11 protein-coding genes and 4 tRNA genes are annotated in these 17,954 nt (G+C 41.2%); 11 read left to right on the top strand and 4 right to left on the bottom strand.

The genetic code is table 11. The features are described 5' to 3' along the window. The first annotated feature begins 4 nt into the window (after positions 1 to 4). The 6 genes from ilvC to ABIS04_RS01950 all read left to right on the top strand — a co-directional run bounded on the left by ilvC (position 5) and on the right by ABIS04_RS01950 (position 8,894). Positions 5 to 1,486 carry a ketol-acid reductoisomerase gene (ilvC, locus tag ABIS04_RS01925; protein ID WP_350432418.1) on the top strand — a complete coding sequence of 494 codons (1,482 nt, stop codon included), beginning with the start codon at positions 5 to 7 and terminating at the stop codon, positions 1,484 to 1,486. A 596-nt stretch (positions 1,487 to 2,082) separates the two neighbouring features. Beyond that, on the top strand, positions 2,083 to 3,768 hold the full coding sequence (gene ilvG / locus ABIS04_RS01930; RefSeq protein WP_350432419.1) for an acetolactate synthase 2 catalytic subunit: 1,686 nt from the start codon (positions 2,083 to 2,085) through the stop codon (positions 3,766 to 3,768). Next, a complete protein-coding gene (gene ilvM, locus ABIS04_RS01935) occupies positions 3,765 to 4,022 on the top strand; it encodes an acetolactate synthase 2 small subunit (RefSeq protein ID WP_350432420.1) in 258 nt (85 codons plus the stop codon). Before ilvG ends, ilvM begins: the two co-directional genes overlap by 4 nt. Positions 4,023 to 4,101: 79 nt before the next feature. Next, positions 4,102 to 5,961, top strand: coding sequence for a dihydroxy-acid dehydratase (gene ilvD, locus ABIS04_RS01940; protein WP_350432421.1), 1,860 nt, complete (start codon positions 4,102 to 4,104; stop codon positions 5,959 to 5,961). A gap of 1 nt (position 5,962) precedes the next feature. Beyond that, positions 5,963 to 7,534: a threonine ammonia-lyase, biosynthetic gene (ilvA, locus tag ABIS04_RS01945; protein ID WP_350432422.1), complete on the top strand. Its 1,572-nt coding sequence runs from the start codon at positions 5,963 to 5,965 to the stop codon at positions 7,532 to 7,534. Positions 7,535 to 7,751: 217 nt separating this feature from the next. Continuing rightward, positions 7,752 to 8,894 carry an alanine--glyoxylate aminotransferase family protein gene (locus ABIS04_RS01950; RefSeq protein WP_140233159.1) on the top strand — a complete coding sequence of 381 codons (1,143 nt, stop codon included), beginning with the start codon at positions 7,752 to 7,754 and terminating at the stop codon, positions 8,892 to 8,894. Between the two features lie 122 nt (positions 8,895 to 9,016). Here the strand turns inward: ABIS04_RS01950 and ABIS04_RS01955 are convergent, their stop codons facing one another. Beyond that, positions 9,017 to 9,265 (bottom strand): accessory factor UbiK family protein, encoded by a 249-nt coding sequence (locus ABIS04_RS01955; protein ID WP_140233160.1) that lies wholly within the window; start codon positions 9,263 to 9,265, stop codon positions 9,017 to 9,019. A 143-nt stretch (positions 9,266 to 9,408) separates the two neighbouring features. On the opposite strand from ABIS04_RS01955, the gene rep reads away from it, so the two are divergent. Beyond that, on the top strand, positions 9,409 to 11,421 hold the full coding sequence (gene rep / locus ABIS04_RS01960) for a DNA helicase Rep (RefSeq protein WP_140233161.1): 2,013 nt from the start codon (positions 9,409 to 9,411) through the stop codon (positions 11,419 to 11,421). Between the two features lie 2 nt (positions 11,422 to 11,423). Here rep and ABIS04_RS01965 read toward each other — a convergent pair whose 3' ends face one another. Beyond that, entirely contained in the window at positions 11,424 to 14,069 is a 2,646-nt protein-coding gene (locus ABIS04_RS01965) for a diguanylate cyclase domain-containing protein (protein WP_350432423.1), read from the bottom strand. Positions 14,070 to 14,311: 242 nt separating this feature from the next. Between ABIS04_RS01965 and ABIS04_RS01970 the strand changes: the two genes are divergently transcribed. From ABIS04_RS01970 to ABIS04_RS01985, 4 genes are all read left to right on the top strand, one after another. Next, positions 14,312 to 14,388, top strand: a tRNA-Arg gene (locus ABIS04_RS01970). Between the two features lie 51 nt (positions 14,389 to 14,439). Beyond that, positions 14,440 to 14,515, top strand: a tRNA-His gene (locus ABIS04_RS01975). A gap of 31 nt (positions 14,516 to 14,546) precedes the next feature. Continuing rightward, a tRNA-Pro gene (locus ABIS04_RS01980) sits at positions 14,547 to 14,623 on the top strand. 63 nt (positions 14,624 to 14,686) lie between these two features. After that, a tRNA-Pro gene (locus ABIS04_RS01985) sits at positions 14,687 to 14,763 on the top strand. 577 nt (positions 14,764 to 15,340) lie between these two features. On the opposite strand, the gene ABIS04_RS01990 is transcribed toward ABIS04_RS01985, so the two are convergent. Together ABIS04_RS01990 and ABIS04_RS01995 are read right to left on the bottom strand one after the other, a co-directional pair. Further along, positions 15,341 to 17,263 (bottom strand): EAL domain-containing protein, encoded by a 1,923-nt coding sequence (locus ABIS04_RS01990; RefSeq protein WP_350432424.1) that lies wholly within the window; start codon positions 17,261 to 17,263, stop codon positions 15,341 to 15,343. Between the two features lie 7 nt (positions 17,264 to 17,270). Next, on the bottom strand, positions 17,271 to 17,921 hold the full coding sequence (locus ABIS04_RS01995; protein WP_350432425.1) for a transglutaminase-like cysteine peptidase: 651 nt from the start codon (positions 17,919 to 17,921) through the stop codon (positions 17,271 to 17,273). Between the last annotated feature and the right edge of the window lie 33 nt (positions 17,922 to 17,954).

Genomic DNA, 17,954 nt, shown 5'->3' on the forward strand with positions numbered 1-17,954 from the left:
TCAGATGGCTAACTATTTTAACTCTCTGAATTTACGTCAACAATTAGCTCAATTAGCACAATGCCGCTTTATGGACCGTACTGAATTCAGTGATGGTTGCCAATATATTAAAGATTGGAATATCGTGATTTTAGGTTGTGGCGCCCAAGGCCTTAACCAAGGTTTAAACATGCGTGACTCAGGCCTAAACATTTCTTTTGCCTTACGTCCGCAAGCCATTGCTGAAAAGCGTGCATCGTGGCAAAAAGCCACTGATAACGGCTTTAAAGTAGGAACCTTTGAAGAGCTTATTCCTGCAGCTGATTTAGTGTTAAACCTAACACCAGATAAGCAACATACTAACGTTGTTAATGCGGTTATGCCATTAATGAAGCAAGGTGCTACGTTATCTTATTCACATGGTTTCAATATCGTTGAAGAAGGCATGCAAGTTCGTCCAGATATTACTGTTGTTATGGTTGCACCAAAGTGCCCTGCGACAGAAGTCCGTGAAGAATATAAGCGTGGTTTTGGTGTACCAACATTGATTGCTGTACACCCAGAAAACGACCCTAACAGTGACGGTTTGGCCATTGCGAAGGCTTATGCTAGCGCTACCGGTGGCGACCGTGCCGGCGTATTAATGTCATCTTTTGTGGCAGAAGTTAAGTCAGACTTGATGGGCGAACAGACTATTTTATGTGGAATGTTGCAAACGGGTGCTATTTTAGGTTACGAAAAAATGGTTGCCGACGGTGTTGACCCAGCTTATGCCGGCAAGTTAATTCAACAAGGTTGGGAAACCGTTACCGAAGCGCTTAAGCACGGCGGTATTACCAATATGATGGATCGCTTGTCTAACCCAGCTAAAATCAAAGCATTTGATATGGCTGAAGAGTTAAAAGAAATCCTTAAGCCACTATTTGAAAAGCACATGGACGATATTATCAGTGGTGAGTTTTCTCGCACTATGATGGAAGACTGGGCTAATGATGATGCTAACTTATTGCGTTGGAGAGCTGAAACCAACGAAACTGCATTTGAAAATGCGCCAGTTTCATCTGATCATATTGATGAGCAAACGTATTTCGATAAAGGCATTTTCTTAGTTGCTATGATCAAAGCAGGTGTAGAACTTGCGTTTGATACCATGGTTGCCGCAGGCATTGTTGAAGAGTCTGCTTACTATGAGTCGCTACATGAAACACCTTTGATTGCTAACACCATTGCGCGTAAGCGTTTATATGAAATGAACATCGTTATTTCAGATACAGCTGAATACGGTTGTTACTTGTTTAACCATGCGGCAGTGCCAATGCTACGTGAATACGTAAACGCAATGTCATCTGAGTATTTAGGCGGCGGTTTTAAGGATCAATCCACTGGTGTTGATAACCTGCGCTTAATTGATGTAAATGATCAAATTCGTAATACAGAAGTTGAGTTTATCGGCGCTGAATTACGTGGTTACATGACTGATATGAAAAGTATTGTGGAAGCTAACTAAGCACAAATTATTAGTGGTTAATACTAAACGTTAAATTGAACTGATGTTGTACCTGTTCAGAGTTTTGGCTGAAATTAAGCCCCGTTGTCGGACAGGCATCAATCGAAACGTCCTCATCTTATTGATTGGGGCGCTGAAAAAACAAATGGTTAAATTGAATTCACAATAAATATTTATTGAATTCATGGGTTAAGTTTTTGTTGTTGTTTGCATTGTCTCGGCAGGGAAGCTGAATTTTTTTTTACAAAGTAGATTTTTTAGTTGTATTGGGTAATTCTTTTATGGTACTTCTTTAAGTACACCATGAAGGTTGTGGTTAAATACCACGATATGAATTAGCGAAGATACTTAGGATACAGTCGATAATATGTTTAACCACTCAGCCATACTCATTCTCGAAATTATTACCGTAGTGATTATTAAATCACAGCGGGGGTGGCGTTTTGGCAACTAGACTGACTTAAGTCAAACAGATTGCAAAAACCCCCGCTCCGAAAGGACCGGGGGTTTTTTAGTTTTAAGTTCAAGTAAATAACAATACCCAGATAGCATATCAGTAGAGCAAGCAGATACATTGACGAAGTAGAGACGAGAATATGGAAGCAGGACAAAAAATGCGTGGCGCAGATGCCGTAATCAAAGTACTAGCAGCACATGGTGTGACGACCGTGTTTGGTTATCCTGGCGGGGCCATTATGCCAATCTACGACGCCCTCTATGGTGGACCTGTTGAGCACTTACTTAGCCGCCATGAACAAGGTGCCGCATTTGCTGCCGTAGGATATGCTCGAGCTAGTGGTAAAACCGGAGTGTGCTTTGCTACTTCAGGACCTGGCGCCACTAACTTAATCACCTCACTTGCTGATGCTTTACTTGATTCTGTACCATTAGTTGCCATAACCGGCCAAGTGTCTACCAGTGTTATTGGTACTGACGCATTCCAAGAAATTGATGTATTAGGTATGTCGTTGTCATGCACAAAACACAGTTTTATGGTCACCGACATCAATGAGCTTATTCCCACCTTATATCGTGCATTCGAAGTTGCTGCAGAAGGGCGTCCTGGTCCTGTTTTAGTTGATATTCCAAAAGACATTCAACTTGCAGCATTAGAATACAAAACACCCCTTCAAAGCGTTACTGATGAATTACTTCCACAAGTCGATGACTTAGATGCCGCTATAGCGCTAATTAAACATGCTAAAAAGCCTATGTTGTATGTCGGTGGTGGTGTTGGAATGGCTGGTGCCGTTGCACATTTACGTCAGTTCATCGACACCACAGGCATTCCATCGGTAGCCACCTTAAAAGGTTTAGGCAGCATTGCGCATGGCACCAAAGGTTATTTAGGCATGTTGGGTATGCATGGTGGTAAAGGTGCTAATTTGGCCGTGCAAGAATGCGATTTGCTAATGGTTGTCGGAGCTCGTTTTGATGACCGAGTTACTGGTCGTCTTGCCAGTTTTGCCAGCAACGCCAAAGTATTACATTTAGACATAGACGCCGCAGAAATTGGAAAGTTACGCCAAGCTGACGTAGCGATAGCTGCAGAGCTTAGCATAGTGTTACCGGCACTAACCGCTGCGGTAGCTGGACAGCTTGATATTAGTCCGTGGCAAGCAAATGTTGAAGAGCTATCTCGTACACACCAATGGGATTATCATCATCCTGGAGATTTAATTTATGCCCCTGCGATGTTACGTCGTTTAGCCAATAAACTTCCCGAGGACAGTGTTGTTGCCTGTGATGTAGGTCAGCATCAGATGTGGGTCGCACAACATATGTGGTTCCGTCGTCCAGAAGATCATTTATCAAGTGCAGGTTTAGGTACTATGGGTTTTGGTTTGCCTGCTGCGATTGGCGCTCAAGTTGCGCGACCTGATGCGACCGTGGTCACAGTCTCTGGAGATGGCTCGTTTATGATGAATGTTCAAGAGTTAACCACCATTAAACGTCGTAAATTACCAGTAAAAATCTTACTGATTGATAATCAAAAATTGGGTATGGTTAAACAGTGGCAGCAGTTATTTTTTGAAGAGCGTTACAGTGAAACCGACTTATCTGATAATCCTAACTTTGTCCTTATGGCGTCGGCATTTGATATTCCGGGTAGAACGATAACCCGTGCAGATCAAGTCGAACAAGCATTAGACGAAATGTTGAACAGTAAAGGTCCTTATATGCTGCATGTGTCGATTGATGATGCTTTTAACGTATGGCCTCTTGTACCACCGGGCGCAAGTAATAGTGAAATGATGGATCAAATGGAGAAACAAACATGATGCATGCATTAGAAATAACCGTTCAACAACGCCCTGAAGTACTTGAGCGTGTACTGCGTGTTACTCGCCATCGTGGATTTAAAGTCACTCAAATGCAGGTACACATCAATGATGACGCCAGCATGGCTATTGCCTTATGGGTTGAGGCTGAACGTGCAATTGAATTACTCAGTAACCAGTTAGATAAATTAATTGATGTGACGCATTGTAAAGTATTACCTGCCGTGTCATTGGACCAAGCAGCAAACAGTTAAGTTTTTTATTAACCATTTATTAGAACGTTATCGTGATGACACAGGTAACGCGCACCACATTTAACCAAGGATATTAGCAATGCCAAAATTACGTTCAGCTACCAGTACCGAAGGCCGCAACATGGCAGGCGCCCGCGCACTATGGCGTGCCACTGGCGTGAAAGAAAACGATTTTGGCAAGCCCATTATCGCAATCGCTAATTCGTTCACTCAGTTTGTACCCGGCCATGTACATTTAAAGAATATGGGGTCATTGGTTGCTGGTGCTATTGAAGAAGCTGGCGGAATTGCCAAAGAATTTAATACTATTGCGGTAGATGATGGTATTGCCATGGGTCATGGTGGCATGTTGTATAGCTTACCGTCGCGCGAGTTAATTGCAGACAGTGTTGAGTATATGGTGAATGCCCATTGTGCCGATGCATTGGTGTGTATATCTAACTGCGACAAAATTACTCCTGGCATGTTAATGGCCGCGCTACGATTAAATATCCCTGTGGTATTTGTATCAGGTGGTCCAATGGAAGCGGGTAAAACCAAGTTATCTGATCAACTGATTAAACTTGATTTGGTTGATGCGATGGTTGCCGGTGCTGATACCAATGTCAGTGATGAAGACAGTAAGCAAATTGAACGTAGTGCTTGTCCTACCTGTGGCTCGTGCTCGGGTATGTTTACTGCTAACTCAATGAACTGTTTAACTGAAGCCCTAGGATTATCGTTACCGGGTAATGGTTCTATGTTGGCAACTCACGAGGACCGTCGTGAATTATTTTTAGAAGCCGGTCGCCGCGTGATGAAGTTGGCTGAGCGTTATTACAAGCATGACGATGAAACAGCATTGCCACGTAATATTGCTTCATTTAAAGCATTTGAAAATGCCATGGTATTAGACGTTGCCATGGGAGGCTCATCCAATACGGTATTGCATTTAATAGCCGCTGCTCAAGAGGCCGAAATTGACTTTACCATGGCGGATATTGATCGGATATCGCGCTTAGTTCCTCATTTATGTAAGGTTGCGCCATCAACACCTAAATATCATATGGAAGATGTGCATCGTGCGGGTGGTGTAATGGCTCTTCTCGGTGAGTTAGACCGTGCTGGTTTATTGCATAATGATGTGCCACACGTAGCAGCAGATGACGGTGGCGATTTAAAAACTGTGTTGGCCAAGTATGACATTAAACAAACTAACGATCCTGACGTGTTGCGCTTTTTTAGTGCAGGCCCAGCAGGTATTCCAACCACTAAAGCATTTAGTCAAAATTGTCGTTGGGACAGTGTCGATGATGATCGCGAAAATGGTTGTATTCGCTCGCGTGAGTTTGCCTTTAGCCAAGAAGGTGGCTTAGCCGTATTGTCAGGTAACGTTGCTGTCGATGGCTGTATTGTTAAAACGGCTGGCGTCGATGAATCTAATCTAACGTTTGTCGGTAGTGCTCGAGTATATGAAAGCCAGGATGATGCTGTAGCAGGCATTTTAGGCGGAGAAGTGGTAGAAGGCGATGTCGTGGTTATTCGTTATGAAGGCCCTAAAGGCGGCCCTGGCATGCAGGAAATGCTGTATCCAACAACGTATTTAAAATCACGTGGTTTAGGCGCTAAATGTGCGCTAATTACCGATGGTCGTTTTTCCGGTGGAACGTCTGGTTTATCGATTGGCCATGTATCACCAGAGGCTGCTTCTGGTGGCACTATTGCGTTAATTGAAAATGGCGACCAAATTGCCATTGATATCCCTCAGCGTAACATTCAACTTAATGTCAGTGATGAAGAGCTTGCTCGTCGTCGCAATGCGATGGATACCAAAGGCCCATTAGGTTGGAAGCCTGTTTCCCGTGAGCGTTATGTGTCATTAGCACTGAAAGCTTATGCATTACTTGCTACCAGTGCTGATAAAGGTGCTGTACGCGATCGTTCTAAGCTGGAGGGGTAATATGTTGGCTTTGGCGTCTAAAGCTCAATTAGATCTCGCTCATTATTATTTACAGAAAATTTTGCTGTCGTCGGTTTACGATGTGGCTAAAGTGACGCCATTGTCGAGCATGAATAAATTGTCTGCTCGATTTGGTTGTCAGGTGTATTTAAAGCGTGAAGATATGCAACCCGTGCATTCATTTAAGTTACGTGGTGCCTACAACCGTATCGCTGCGTTAACTCAAGATGAATGTGATAGAGGTGTGGTGTGTGCATCGGCGGGTAACCATGCTCAAGGTGTGGCAATGTCAGCCGCCAGCCGCGGTATCGATGCGGTTATTGTGATGCCGAGTACGACACCTGATATTAAAATTGATGCAGTAAAACGCTTGGGTGGCACTGTAGTGCTACACGGGCAAGCGTTTGATCAAGCGAATGATTATGCTAAAAACCTTTCAGCAACAGAAGGGCGTGTTTATATCGCCCCGTTTGATGACGAAGCGGTGATTGCCGGTCAAGGCACCATTGCCCAAGAAATGGTGCAGCAACAACGTGATATTGAAATTGTGTTTGTACCGGTTGGCGGTGGTGGACTAATAGCAGGCATTGCAGCTTATTACAAAGCGGTGATGCCACAAGTTAAAATCATTGGCGTAGAGCCAGAAGACGCAGCCTGCTTAAAAGCCGCGTTAGAAGCCGATGAACCAGTCACTCTGGCTCAAGTTGGTTTGTTTGCTGATGGGGTTGCCGTTAAACGTATTGGTGATGAGCCATTTCGATTAGCGCGTGAATACGTTGATGGAGTGGTTACTGTCACTTCTGATGAAATTTGTGCGGCAGTCAAAGATATTTTTGAAGATACCCGAGCGATTGCCGAACCCGCAGGGGCTTTATCAATTGCTGGGCTTAAAAAGTACATGGCTCAACAGGGTGACGCCATCGATGCACCTAAAAAAGTGGCTGCTATTTTAAGTGGTGCTAACGTTAATTTTCATAGCTTACGTTATGTGTCTGAGCGTTGTGAATTAGGTGAACAAAAAGAAGCGGTGTTAGCGGTCAAAATACCTGAAAAACCAGGCAGTTTTTTACGCTTTTGTCAGTTACTGAATAACCGTGTTATGACCGAGTTTAACTATCGCTTTAGCAGTCGTGATATTGCGGTGGTATTTGCCGGAATTCGACTAACGGGTGGGCAAACCGAGTTAGCAGATATTATCGCGTTACTTGAGTCGGAAGGCTTTGAGGTTCAAGATTTATCTCAAGATGAAACCGCAAAATTACATGTGCGTTATATGGTGGGTGGTCATCCACTAGAACCACTAGAAGAGCGCCTGTTTAGTTTTGAGTTTCCTGAGCATCCTGGGGCACTATTGAAGTTTTTAACCACCTTACAGAGCAAATGGAATATCAGTTTATTTCATTATCGCAACCATGGTGCAGCCTTTGGCAGAGTGTTAACAGGATTTGAAGTACCTGAAAATGATGATGTCGCATTTGCCCAGTTTTTAACAGACTTGGGTTTTGTGTATCAAGAAGAGACTCATAGTCCGGCTTATCAGTTATTTTTGAATAGCACTAAAGCAAAATCATAATTGATATTAAAATACCATACTGAGGTGATTTAACGCCTCAATGTGGTATTGTCAGTGCGCCTAAAACGAAAATATATTCGTGGGTGAGTACCAACACTGCCAATGCTCTATGCGGTTATTGCATTATGCGATTGGGGTGGGTTGCTTTATATGTAGGGTGAATTTTTCCATATGCTGGTAATACGAGCATATAAGACCTCATTTTAAGGAGACATTGATGTTACCCGTACCAACAATTCAAGCTTTTATGCCACCACGCCGAATCCTAATGGGCCCAGGCCCATCTGATGTGTATCCTGAAGTACTTGCTGCGCAAGCTCGACCGACTATTGGTCATCTTGATCCACTTTTTGTGGGTATGATGGATGAACTAAAAAGCCTCATTCAATACGCCTTTCAAACCAAAAATGAAATGACTTTAGCCGTATCAGCACCAGGCAGTGCCGGTATGGAAACCTGTTTTGTTAATTTAGTCGAGCCAGGCGAGAAAGTCATTGTGTGCCGTAATGGTGTATTTGGTGAGCGAATGCGCCAAAACGTTGAACGTGTTGGTGGTGTTGCGGTAGTGGTCGACAATGAATGGGGCGAACCAGTATGCCCTGATAAAGTTGAAGCTGCGCTTGTTGCGCATCCTGATGCAAAATTCTTAGCCTTTGTGCATGCTGAAACCTCAACAGGTGCGCTGTCTGATGCCAAAACCTTGTGTACCTTAGCGCAATTACACGACTGTATCAGCATTGTTGATGCGGTAACATCATTAGGTGGCGTGGAGTTGCTGGTGGACGAATGGGGAATTGATGCCATTTATTCGGGTAGTCAAAAATGTTTGTCTTGTGTGCCTGGCTTATCTCCTGTGTCATTTTCGCCTAAGGCAGTTGCTAAGTTAAAAGCCCGTACTACTCAAGTACAAAGTTGGTTCTTAGATCAAACCTTAGTGATGGGTTATTGGGGGAATGGTGCAGGCGCTAAACGCAGTTATCATCATACCGCCCCAGTTAATGCCTTGTACGCACTGCACGAGTCTTTGCGTTTGTTAGCCAACGAAGGGCTCGAAAATGCCTGGGCAAGACATCGTAAAATGCATCTGTTTTTGCGTGATGGATTAACCAAACTTGGGTTTGAATTTGTGGTTGAAGAAGCATCACGTTTACCACAACTTAATACTGTGTATATTCCCGATGGTGTTGATGACGCTGCCGTGCGTAAGTATTTATTGGAAGAATATAATTTAGAAATTGGTGCTGGCTTAGGTGCTTTAGCGGGTAAGGCATGGCGCATTGGTTTAATGGGCTTTAGTGCCCGTCGTGAAAACGTCGCCATTTGTTTATATGCATTAGAAGAGTCTCTTAACCAGAATTGAGGTTTACTCAGCTAATGTAAGTAAAAAAATGACGCTAAATAGCGTCATTTTTTATGTCTGAAAAGTTTATTGAAACGATTACAGAGCCAGTAACATCGAGTGTTATCCCTAATTCTGGTGAGCTACTCAGCAAGCTTTTTTTCTAATTCATTCACTTGTGCTTGTAATGCTTCTAGCTTCTCGCGGGTTTTAAGTAATACGTGTTGTTGTACTTCAAACTCTTCACGTGAAACTACGTCCAGTTTCATCAGTTGGTTTTGCAGTACTTGTTTACTGCGCTCTTCAAATTCTCCGGCAAACTGCTTTACACCGTTAGGCAGATTGTCGCTAAGTTGTTTAGCGAGCTCTTCAATTTTCTTTGGATTAATCATAATGATTCCCTACTGAGATATTGAGTCAATTGTAACCGAGGTAAGCGTTTTTCCAAACCTTAACTGTGATTTTTCGTTAACCGTCACCAGTTGATTCTGCTATGATCCGTCCTCGTTTAAGGTTAAGTAAGGTGTAATGATTAATGAAACTCAATCCAGGGCAAAATGAAGCGGTCCATTATGTATCGGGTCCATGCTTAGTGCTCGCTGGCGCTGGAAGTGGTAAAACACGGGTGATCATTAATAAAATTGCTTATTTAGTTGAAAAATGTGGTTATAAAGCTCGAAATATTGCCGCTGTCACCTTTACCAACAAAGCTGCGCGTGAAATGAAAGAGCGTGTGGCACAGTCTATGGGGCGCAAAGAAGCCCGTGGATTATGGATTTCTACCTTTCATACTTTAGGTCTTGAAATCATTAAGCGTGAGCATAAAGTGCTTGGGCTGAAGGCGGGTTTTTCACTGTTTGATGATCAAGACACTTTCGCGTTATTAAAAGAGTTGACCGAAGATGAATTGGATGAAGATAAAGATCTGATCAAATCTTTGGCATCTGCAATTTCAAATTGGAAGGGCGGGTTAGTCATTCCTCAACAAGCAATCAGTATGGCAAAAGATGAACAAAGCCAATTGTTTGCTATGTTGTATCAACGCTATGCTCAGCATATGAAGTCCTATAACGCCCTCGATTTTGATGATCTTATTTTACTTCCTACCTTATTGTTGCGCATGAATGAAGACGTTCGAACTCGTTGGCAAACCAAAATCCAATACTTGTTGGTGGATGAATATCAAGATACCAATACCAGCCAATATGAATTAGTTAAACTTTTGGTGGGTGAGCGTTCACGCTTTACCGTGGTTGGCGATGATGATCAGTCTATTTATTCTTGGCGTGGTGCGAAACCGCAAAACTTAGTGTTACTTGGAACAGACTTCCCCAAACTAAAGTTGATTAAATTAGAGCAAAACTATCGTTCGAGCCAACGTATTCTTCGTGCAGCCAATATTTTGATTGCTAACAACCCTCATGTGTACGACAAAGCGTTATTTAGTGAGTTAGCTTATGGTGAGCCGCTTAGGGTATTAATTGCCGCAAATGAAGAACAGGAAGCTGAACGAGTTGTTGCCGAAATTATTCGTCACAAGTTTGTTGGACGAACCAAGTTTGGTGATTACGCCATTTTATATCGTGGTAATCATCAGTCTCGCTTACTAGAACGATCGCTAATGACTAACCGGATCCCTTATAAACTGAGTGGTGGCACCTCATTTTTCTCTCGAGCAGAAATTAAAGATATTATGGGGTATTTGCGTTTAGTGGTGAATCCTGATGATGACAATGCCTTTTTGCGAGTGGTTAACTTACCTAAGCGTGGTATTGGACCTGCGACACTGGAGCGCTTAGGTAATTTTGCTAATCAAAAGCATATCTCGTTATTTGAAGCGATTTTTGATGTTGAGCTCAACCATCATTTAGCGCCCGCAGCGGTTAACTCCTTGTATCAGTTTGGTAAGTTTATTGTCGATACTGGTGAGGTCGCTACTCGTGGAGAGCCTGTTGAAGCAATTAAACAGTTAATTCGCAAAATTAATTACGAAGATTATCTTTACGAAACCAGTACCAGCGCCAAAGCGGCTGAAATGCGGATGAAGAATATTTCAGAATTGTATCGTTGGGTCACCGAAATGCTTGAAGGTGATGAATTAGATGAGCCGATGACCTTACCTGAAGTGGTCACTCGATTAACCCTGCGCGACATGATGGAACGTAATAGCGAGGATGAAGGTGGCGATCAAGTTCAGTTAATGACTCTACATGCCTCTAAAGGATTGGAATATCCTTTTGTGTTTATGGTGGGTGTTGAAGAACGGATCTTACCCCATCAGTCGAGTATTGATGAAGATAATGTTGATGAAGAACGACGTTTGGCTTATGTGGGGATTACTCGGGCACAACGTGAGTTATGGTTTGTAATATGCCGAGAGCGACGCCAATTTGGCGAAACGATGCGTTGTGAGCCAAGCCGTTTTTTACTTGAGTTACCGCAAGATGATTTAATTTGGGAAAACCGTAAACCAGTACAAACTGAAGAGCAACGTGTGGAAACCAGTAAAAGTCATATCGCCAATATACGCGATATGTTTAAAAAATAAGCTTAACCATTTATGTTTAATTGATTAAGCGCATGGTTGGTGCTGATTTTGTTTTCGGTAAATAATTTGCTAATTGCTCGTCCTTGGCCACGAGCATAACCGAGCTCTAAAAATTGCCTGACTTGTTGCTGGGTGTCTACTGTTGTGGCGTACATATCAAAATTAAGTGTGTTAGCCGTCAATTGATAAGCTTTCACTAATTGTAATTGTTTCTCATTGAGTAAGTGCTTACTGATATCATTATCTAATTTTAATGCCTTAATGGGTAAGAAACTTAGACAACTTAATGAGCTATAACCTGTTCCATAACCATCAATACCGATGTTGACTCCTAATTGTGAGATAAGCTCGAAACCATTGATGTGATTTTCAGTATCTTGTACTAGGGCTTTTTCGTTGAAGAATAGCATTAATTTGTTGACGTTGATGTTACTGCTTTTTATGGTGTTTTTTAAATTACGTAATACAAATTTATTTTTAATATGCTGACTGCTAATGGACAGATGTAAGCTTACATCCTTACTATATTGTTGTTTTAGCGATTGATATTGGTTCTGCAAATAACTAAAAATATAACCATCTAAATCTAGCGTGAGCTGGTATTGTGCCGCAAGATGTTTCATTTTGGCATGTTCAATCTTGCCTTGTTCTGGATGGTGCCATTCAATTTGTGGCTCAATGGCAATAATTTCACCGTTACTAAAATCGACGACTTCAACGAGATAAATATCAAATGCTTGTCGGTCTAAGGCTTTTTTGAAGTCAATCTCTAAGTCATATTGTTGTTTTGTTTGTAGACTGAGTTTGTCATCAAAAATGACATAACAACCCTTGCCATTGGCCTTAGCTTGATACATCGCGGCATCAGCATCTCGTAAGATCGATTCACTGGTGATCATTTTATTATGACCACTAAAGGCGATACCGATACTTGCTCCCGAAATGAAATTTTGTTCTGCTAGTTGATATGGCATTGATAAGGCGTGTAAAATTCGTTCGCTGACGTCTTTTGCATCTTCTGTCGCATTAATTGAATCAAGTAATATTACAAACTCATCTCCTCCCATACGAGCGAGAGTATCATTCTCGCGAATACACGACTTTAATCGTTTTGCGGTTTCAATGAGAAAACGATCACCCTCTAAATGACCAAAAGAATCATTTATTACCTTAAATCTATCTAAGTCAATGAATAATAGCGAAAACTGATCTAATCCATGGCGGCGAAAATGTTTTAATGCTTGTGACAAGCGGTCCATCAAAAAACATCTGTTGGGTAAACCTGTTAATCCATCGTGTTGTGCATCATGAACCAGTTGAGCTTCTATCTTTCGACGTTGGTTTATTTCTTGCTGCAGATTGTTATTTAATTCGGCCAGCGCATGGGTACGGGCTATTACTTTATCTTCTAGTAGCTCATAACTGTTTTTGAGTGATTCAACCGCTTGCTTTCGCTCAATTGCATTAGCTATATGTTGGGAAACGAAGGTCAGTAATTCTAAGTCTTTTAATTGATATATATGCTCATCATCCAGACTGTAAATTGTCAATGCACCGCCAATATCGCCATTAATCATTAACGGAATGCCAATCCACTGGTGCATCTTTTGCGTTTTATTCAAACTTGGGGATTTTGCATACACTTCACCCATAGCGACCATTTTAGCAATTTCTTTTGCGGACCATAATTGTGGCAACTTATGTTGTAAAATATATTCAGTTAATCCATCTTGCATTGGCCGTGAAGCTGGATACTCAGTAGTCCTTTGTGAAACATAAAAAGGAAATGACAACATATTATCGTCGTCAATCAGTGAGATGAAACAGTTGTTAGCTGGAATTAATTGACTGATAATTCTATGGAGCCGTAAATAAAAATCTTGTTGAAATACCTTAGATGCAGACAGATCTGCAATTTCAAATAGCGCTTTTTGTAATTCTTCTGCTTTTACGCGTTCTTTTACTTCAATTTTGACTTTGTCATATGCTTTGCTGAGCTCTTTTGTGCGCTCTACAATAGCTTGTTCAAGTTGTTCATGATGCTCAAGTCGTTCCATAACCCCTGAAATATGGTGGCAAATAAACCCCATTAATTCTAATTCTAATTCGCCATAGGTATTGGCTGGGTTATAACTTTGTACTACCAGTACACCGCTAATGACATCTTGGCTTTTAATCGGCACACCGAGCCATTGATGGCTTGGAGAGCCAAGGCTTTTAATCTCGCCACTGGCGATCAGTTCCTCAAATTTATTATCGTCACATAATAAAGGTACACCATGACGGAGCACGTAACCCGTTAGACCTGCATTGAGTAAAGTTGATATTTCTTGGTCTGGATAAAGTTCAGATGGATGAGAATCTTGTTGGTCTGCAAAAAAAGGTAAACTAGTGAGTCCTGTTTCGGCGTCTTTAGATGCGATAAAAAAGTTTTCTGCAGGAATGAGTTGCTGTAAATGTAAATGAACTCTTTGATAAAAGTCATCAAGAGATGTGACTTGAGTAGCAATATTGGAAATGCCGAGTAACGCGTTCTGAATAATTTCAGAACGTTTATACTTTTTAGCCAACCCTTTCAAGCGAACAACCCTTTTTTGCAGGTGTTCGACTCGTTGAGATGCTTTTAAGAGGCCGAAATCCGTATCCATATTACCTGTTCTTCTTATCTTATTAATTATGTGAAGAATTATTGTTGAACAACCATTATATTTACCATAAATACAAATGTGATCCAAGAGAAATAAATGTAAGTATAAGGTTAATAACTATAATGAATCCGTAATTAGTTATCGTAAATGAGTCAAAAGTTAACCAGTTAGTTAAAAAAAGCAAATCAGGGCTAGACGCGGGGTAGGTTTATCCTTATTATATGCGTCGCTAACCAAGGCGAGCGCCCATAGCTCAGCTGGATAGAGCGTACCCCTCCGGAGGGTAAGGCCGAAGGTTCGAATCCTTCTGGGCGCACCATTCGGCATGTACAGTTTCTGTCGTATTGGTTAGTAGAATTGAAAGTCAGTGGTGATTGTAGCTCAGTTGGTAGAGTCCCGGATTGTGATTCCGGTTGTCGTGGGTTCGAGCCCCATCAGTCACCCCATTCAATTTGTTGTTTTATATAGTTTTATTTTCGGTGATTAGCGCAGCCCGGTAGCGCATCTCGTTTGGGACGAGAGGGTCAGAGGTTCGAATCCTCTATCACCGACCATATTTATGTATTCTGATTAATGTCATGTTAATTGGCCTACAGTTAAGAGTTAACGAAAAATTTCGGTGATTAGCGCAGCCCGGTAGCGCATCTCGTTTGGGACGAGAGGGTCAGAGGTTCGAATCCTCTATCACCGACCAATTTTACAAAAAAGCCACTCATTAGAGTGGCTTTTTTGTTTTTACAATTTTGATTAATTATTCCAATGTTCCATTTGATTACTAATACTCCAGCTTTAAAAATAGCTAATATCAATGATATTGTTATTAGCTAACTTAGTGACGCTTGTACTGTCTATATGCAAGGGTACATGGCGTTTACCCACAAGTAGGCCATTATATTGCAGCGCATCTGTAACCTCGATACGGTTGCTGTGGTTATCTAACCTCTGTCTGATTAAGAGCGGGATAACTCACAAATTTAAAATCATCTAGTGAGATTTCAAATTAACCGTAGCTACAGAATTTTATGTGGTTATATTTCTTGGGGCGCTGGTCATTATATTGCTTAATCTTATGACTAAGCTTGGTAATCGTTTAACTCGTATTATGCTGACATGGTTAGCAAGTAATGTGTTGAAGTATGGGAGGTTAGCATTGCCGATAGGATTATGCACATTGGCATCGCTTTTGGGTTTATCATAATGTGTTATGAGTAAATAACTAAGGTATAAAAAACCACTCCGAAGAGTGGTTAGTGTGAGCGAAGCAATATGATTTATAGCTTTATATTAACCGGCGGTACTATAAAGCCCTGATATGCATCAACTCTTAATTCAGTAAAGCGAGAGAGTTGTTCCTTCTCTTGAATACCCGTCACAATTACTTGAATATCTAAGCCTTTGGCTACATTGACTAAAGCTCTGCATAGCTCACTGTTATGTTGGTTGTCTTCAATATAAGCAAGTGATTGGTCGAGTTTGACATAGTGTGGACGCAAGCTTTGTAAATAGGCCATTGAACCAAATTGGCGGCCAAAATGGTCAATTCCAAAAAGTGCTCCTGAATCTCGGATGATTTTACAGAGGTTTTCACAAGATTCTAAATCGCTATAAACACTGGCTTCAGGAATTTCAAAACAAATGCGATTAGTATATTTATTGGTTCTAAGAAATTGCTTTAACCAAATATGGAAATCAGCATCGCTAATACTTTGATAGGTGAGGTTAATAGCGACGCGTTCATAATTACGTTCAAGTAAACGATGTTCACTTACCGTCTCTATTAAACAGCGATCGAGCATTGTGCCTAATGAGAGCAATTCTACATATGGCATAAACTGACCAGCATGCAGGATTGTATCGTTTATTTGCAGTTGGCAATATAGTTCTCGCTGACAAATTTCATCTTTTTCACAAAGTTGAATCGGCTGCCAGCGAAATTGGAATTTCTTATGTTTTATTGCATGATTCAAATTACTGCGCCACTCTTCTCGAGTGAACAATTGCTTTTGAGTGTTCTCAAACCAATGAAATACTTTGCCTTCTTTAATCGATTGTTGGAGAGCATTATCTGCCTGGGCCAACATATCCGATACGGTCATTTGTCCCAGACGCTCTGCCACACCAATATAAAACTGTTCGTTTGGTTTACAGCCGGATTTAGATATTTCTTTATTAACCGTTCGTATTAAACTTTGTAAATACTTAGTTAATTGATCATGTTCACAGTCTTCAACAAGGAAAGCAAATTCATAAGCGGCTATACGAGCGATAACAGAAATAGAGATTTCATCTTGATGATGTTGTAGCTTTTCAGCCAGAATGCGGATGGTTTCATCTCGAACTTGGAAGCCGTATTTACTATGAACTTCTTCTAGCCAATCCATTTTGACTAAATAAAGTGCACCAGTACTCGGTTCGCTTAACCAACCATTAACTCGGCTGACCATATACTGTCTATTGGGTAATCCAGATACTTGATCTACGAGATTTTTCTTTCTTAACGCGGATACTTCCTCGTCAAGTGAGTTAAATACTTGCTTTAACTGAGCCGACATACTGTTAAATGCATTTACCAATTCTTTTAATTCTTTTGTTTTTGGCGTTGGCATATCGGGGCCAAATTGACGGTCAGCAATTTTTTTTGCGTGTACAGAAAGTGTGTTTAACGGTTTTAAGATCCAACTTAATCCTACTCTTGCAAGCACGATAGCAATGAGAAATAAAATTGAAAATAGAATGATAATATCTGAAATGATTCGCCATAATTCATGGTAGCCAAAACCTGGGTGGGCAGTAATTTCTAATGTTGCTAGTTGTAGCCAGCCAGAGGTAATTGTGCTCTCTTTTTTTATAGTGTGAAATAGATTTAAGTCGATGAACCATTGCGGCACACCTTCGATTCTAATCGCATTATTCCATACTTGTTGTTTGCCATCGACTAACCAAGTTAACTTAATTTGTTGGTAATATCCGCCCTCAAAAATAACATTGACTAATGTTTCTGCCCCGGCATCATCGCCAGCTTCTAAAACAGGAGTCAGCATTAAACCTAATGAATTACTGGCATTATTGAGATCAGATTCCATTTGTGTCGTTAAAAAACGTTGAGTCTCTGAAAATTGCACATAGGCAACACTTGCAATCGTTAACAAGAAAAGCCCGAAAAGTAACGCATAGATCTGCCTGAACAGGGTCATGTTGTCACTACTCCATGTTGAGTTTTGGTTGGCGTAAACGGTCTACGCCTAATCTAAGTTTAAGGTCAGTCCATTTTTCAAGACGCGATGACGAACCAGCTAATACACCCCGGCCTTTTTCTTTGTTTAACCATAATTGCTTACCGTTAAAACTATAGACCGGCAGGAGGTCTTTTCGTTTTGTTGCCAATTTTATCGTTTTATCCAAATTATCGAGCACCAATGGAATCGAATTTGGTTTTTCATAATATGCTAACACCATATGATATTGATTTAATGATGTTGCTTTTACCATGGTGATCCTAAGTTTATCTTCAGTAATACCAAGCTGAAGAAGGGTAAAGTACTTTGCAATTGAAAAGTCTTCACAATCACCGCCATTGGCACCAATAAACTCCATCGGTGATGCCCAGTAATTAGAATCGCCCCACAGAGTTTGATCATCAATGAAATGAAATAAGTTAAAAAACTGATTAACTTTTTCTAACTTGTCTATATCTGCAAGTTGTTGTGAATCATTGAGGATGTTAAACCAAGCCTTTGCTCGTAACCCTGCACGATCGCCATAGTGTTTTGATAATACTGAAACTGTTTCTTGTTGATTTAACTCTTGAGTCGGCGCCGCATATAAACATGAAACTAAAAGAGCCGATGTCATAATAGAAACATGACAGACCCTTTTGTATTGCGA

It is taken from the genome of Shewanella sp. H8 (genome assembly GCF_040285065.1).
Lineage (GTDB): Bacteria > Pseudomonadota > Gammaproteobacteria > Enterobacterales > Shewanellaceae > Shewanella > Shewanella polaris.

Bases quoted from the DNA above. Each gene is read 5' to 3' on its own strand.
- ABIS04_RS01995 (WP_350432425.1), bottom strand. From the start codon at position 17,921: ATGACATCGGCTCTTTTAGTTTCATGTTTATATGCGGCGCCGACTCAA.
- rep (WP_140233161.1), top strand. From the start codon at position 9,409: ATGAAACTCAATCCAGGGCAAAATGAAGCGGTCCATTATGTATCGGGT.
- ilvD (WP_350432421.1), top strand. From the start codon at position 4,102: ATGCCAAAATTACGTTCAGCTACCAGTACCGAAGGCCGCAACATGGCA.
- ABIS04_RS01955 (WP_140233160.1), bottom strand. From the start codon at position 9,265: ATGATTAATCCAAAGAAAATTGAAGAGCTCGCTAAACAACTTAGCGAC.
- ilvM (WP_350432420.1), top strand. From the start codon at position 3,765: ATGATGCATGCATTAGAAATAACCGTTCAACAACGCCCTGAAGTACTT.
- ABIS04_RS01990 (WP_350432424.1), bottom strand. From the start codon at position 17,263: ATGACCCTGTTCAGGCAGATCTATGCGTTACTTTTCGGGCTTTTCTTG.
- ABIS04_RS01950 (WP_140233159.1), top strand. From the start codon at position 7,752: ATGTTACCCGTACCAACAATTCAAGCTTTTATGCCACCACGCCGAATC.
- ilvG (WP_350432419.1), top strand. From the start codon at position 2,083: ATGGAAGCAGGACAAAAAATGCGTGGCGCAGATGCCGTAATCAAAGTA.
- ilvA (WP_350432422.1), top strand. From the start codon at position 5,963: ATGTTGGCTTTGGCGTCTAAAGCTCAATTAGATCTCGCTCATTATTAT.
- ilvC (WP_350432418.1), top strand. From the start codon at position 5: ATGGCTAACTATTTTAACTCTCTGAATTTACGTCAACAATTAGCTCAA.
- ABIS04_RS01965 (WP_350432423.1), bottom strand. From the start codon at position 14,069: ATGGATACGGATTTCGGCCTCTTAAAAGCATCTCAACGAGTCGAACAC.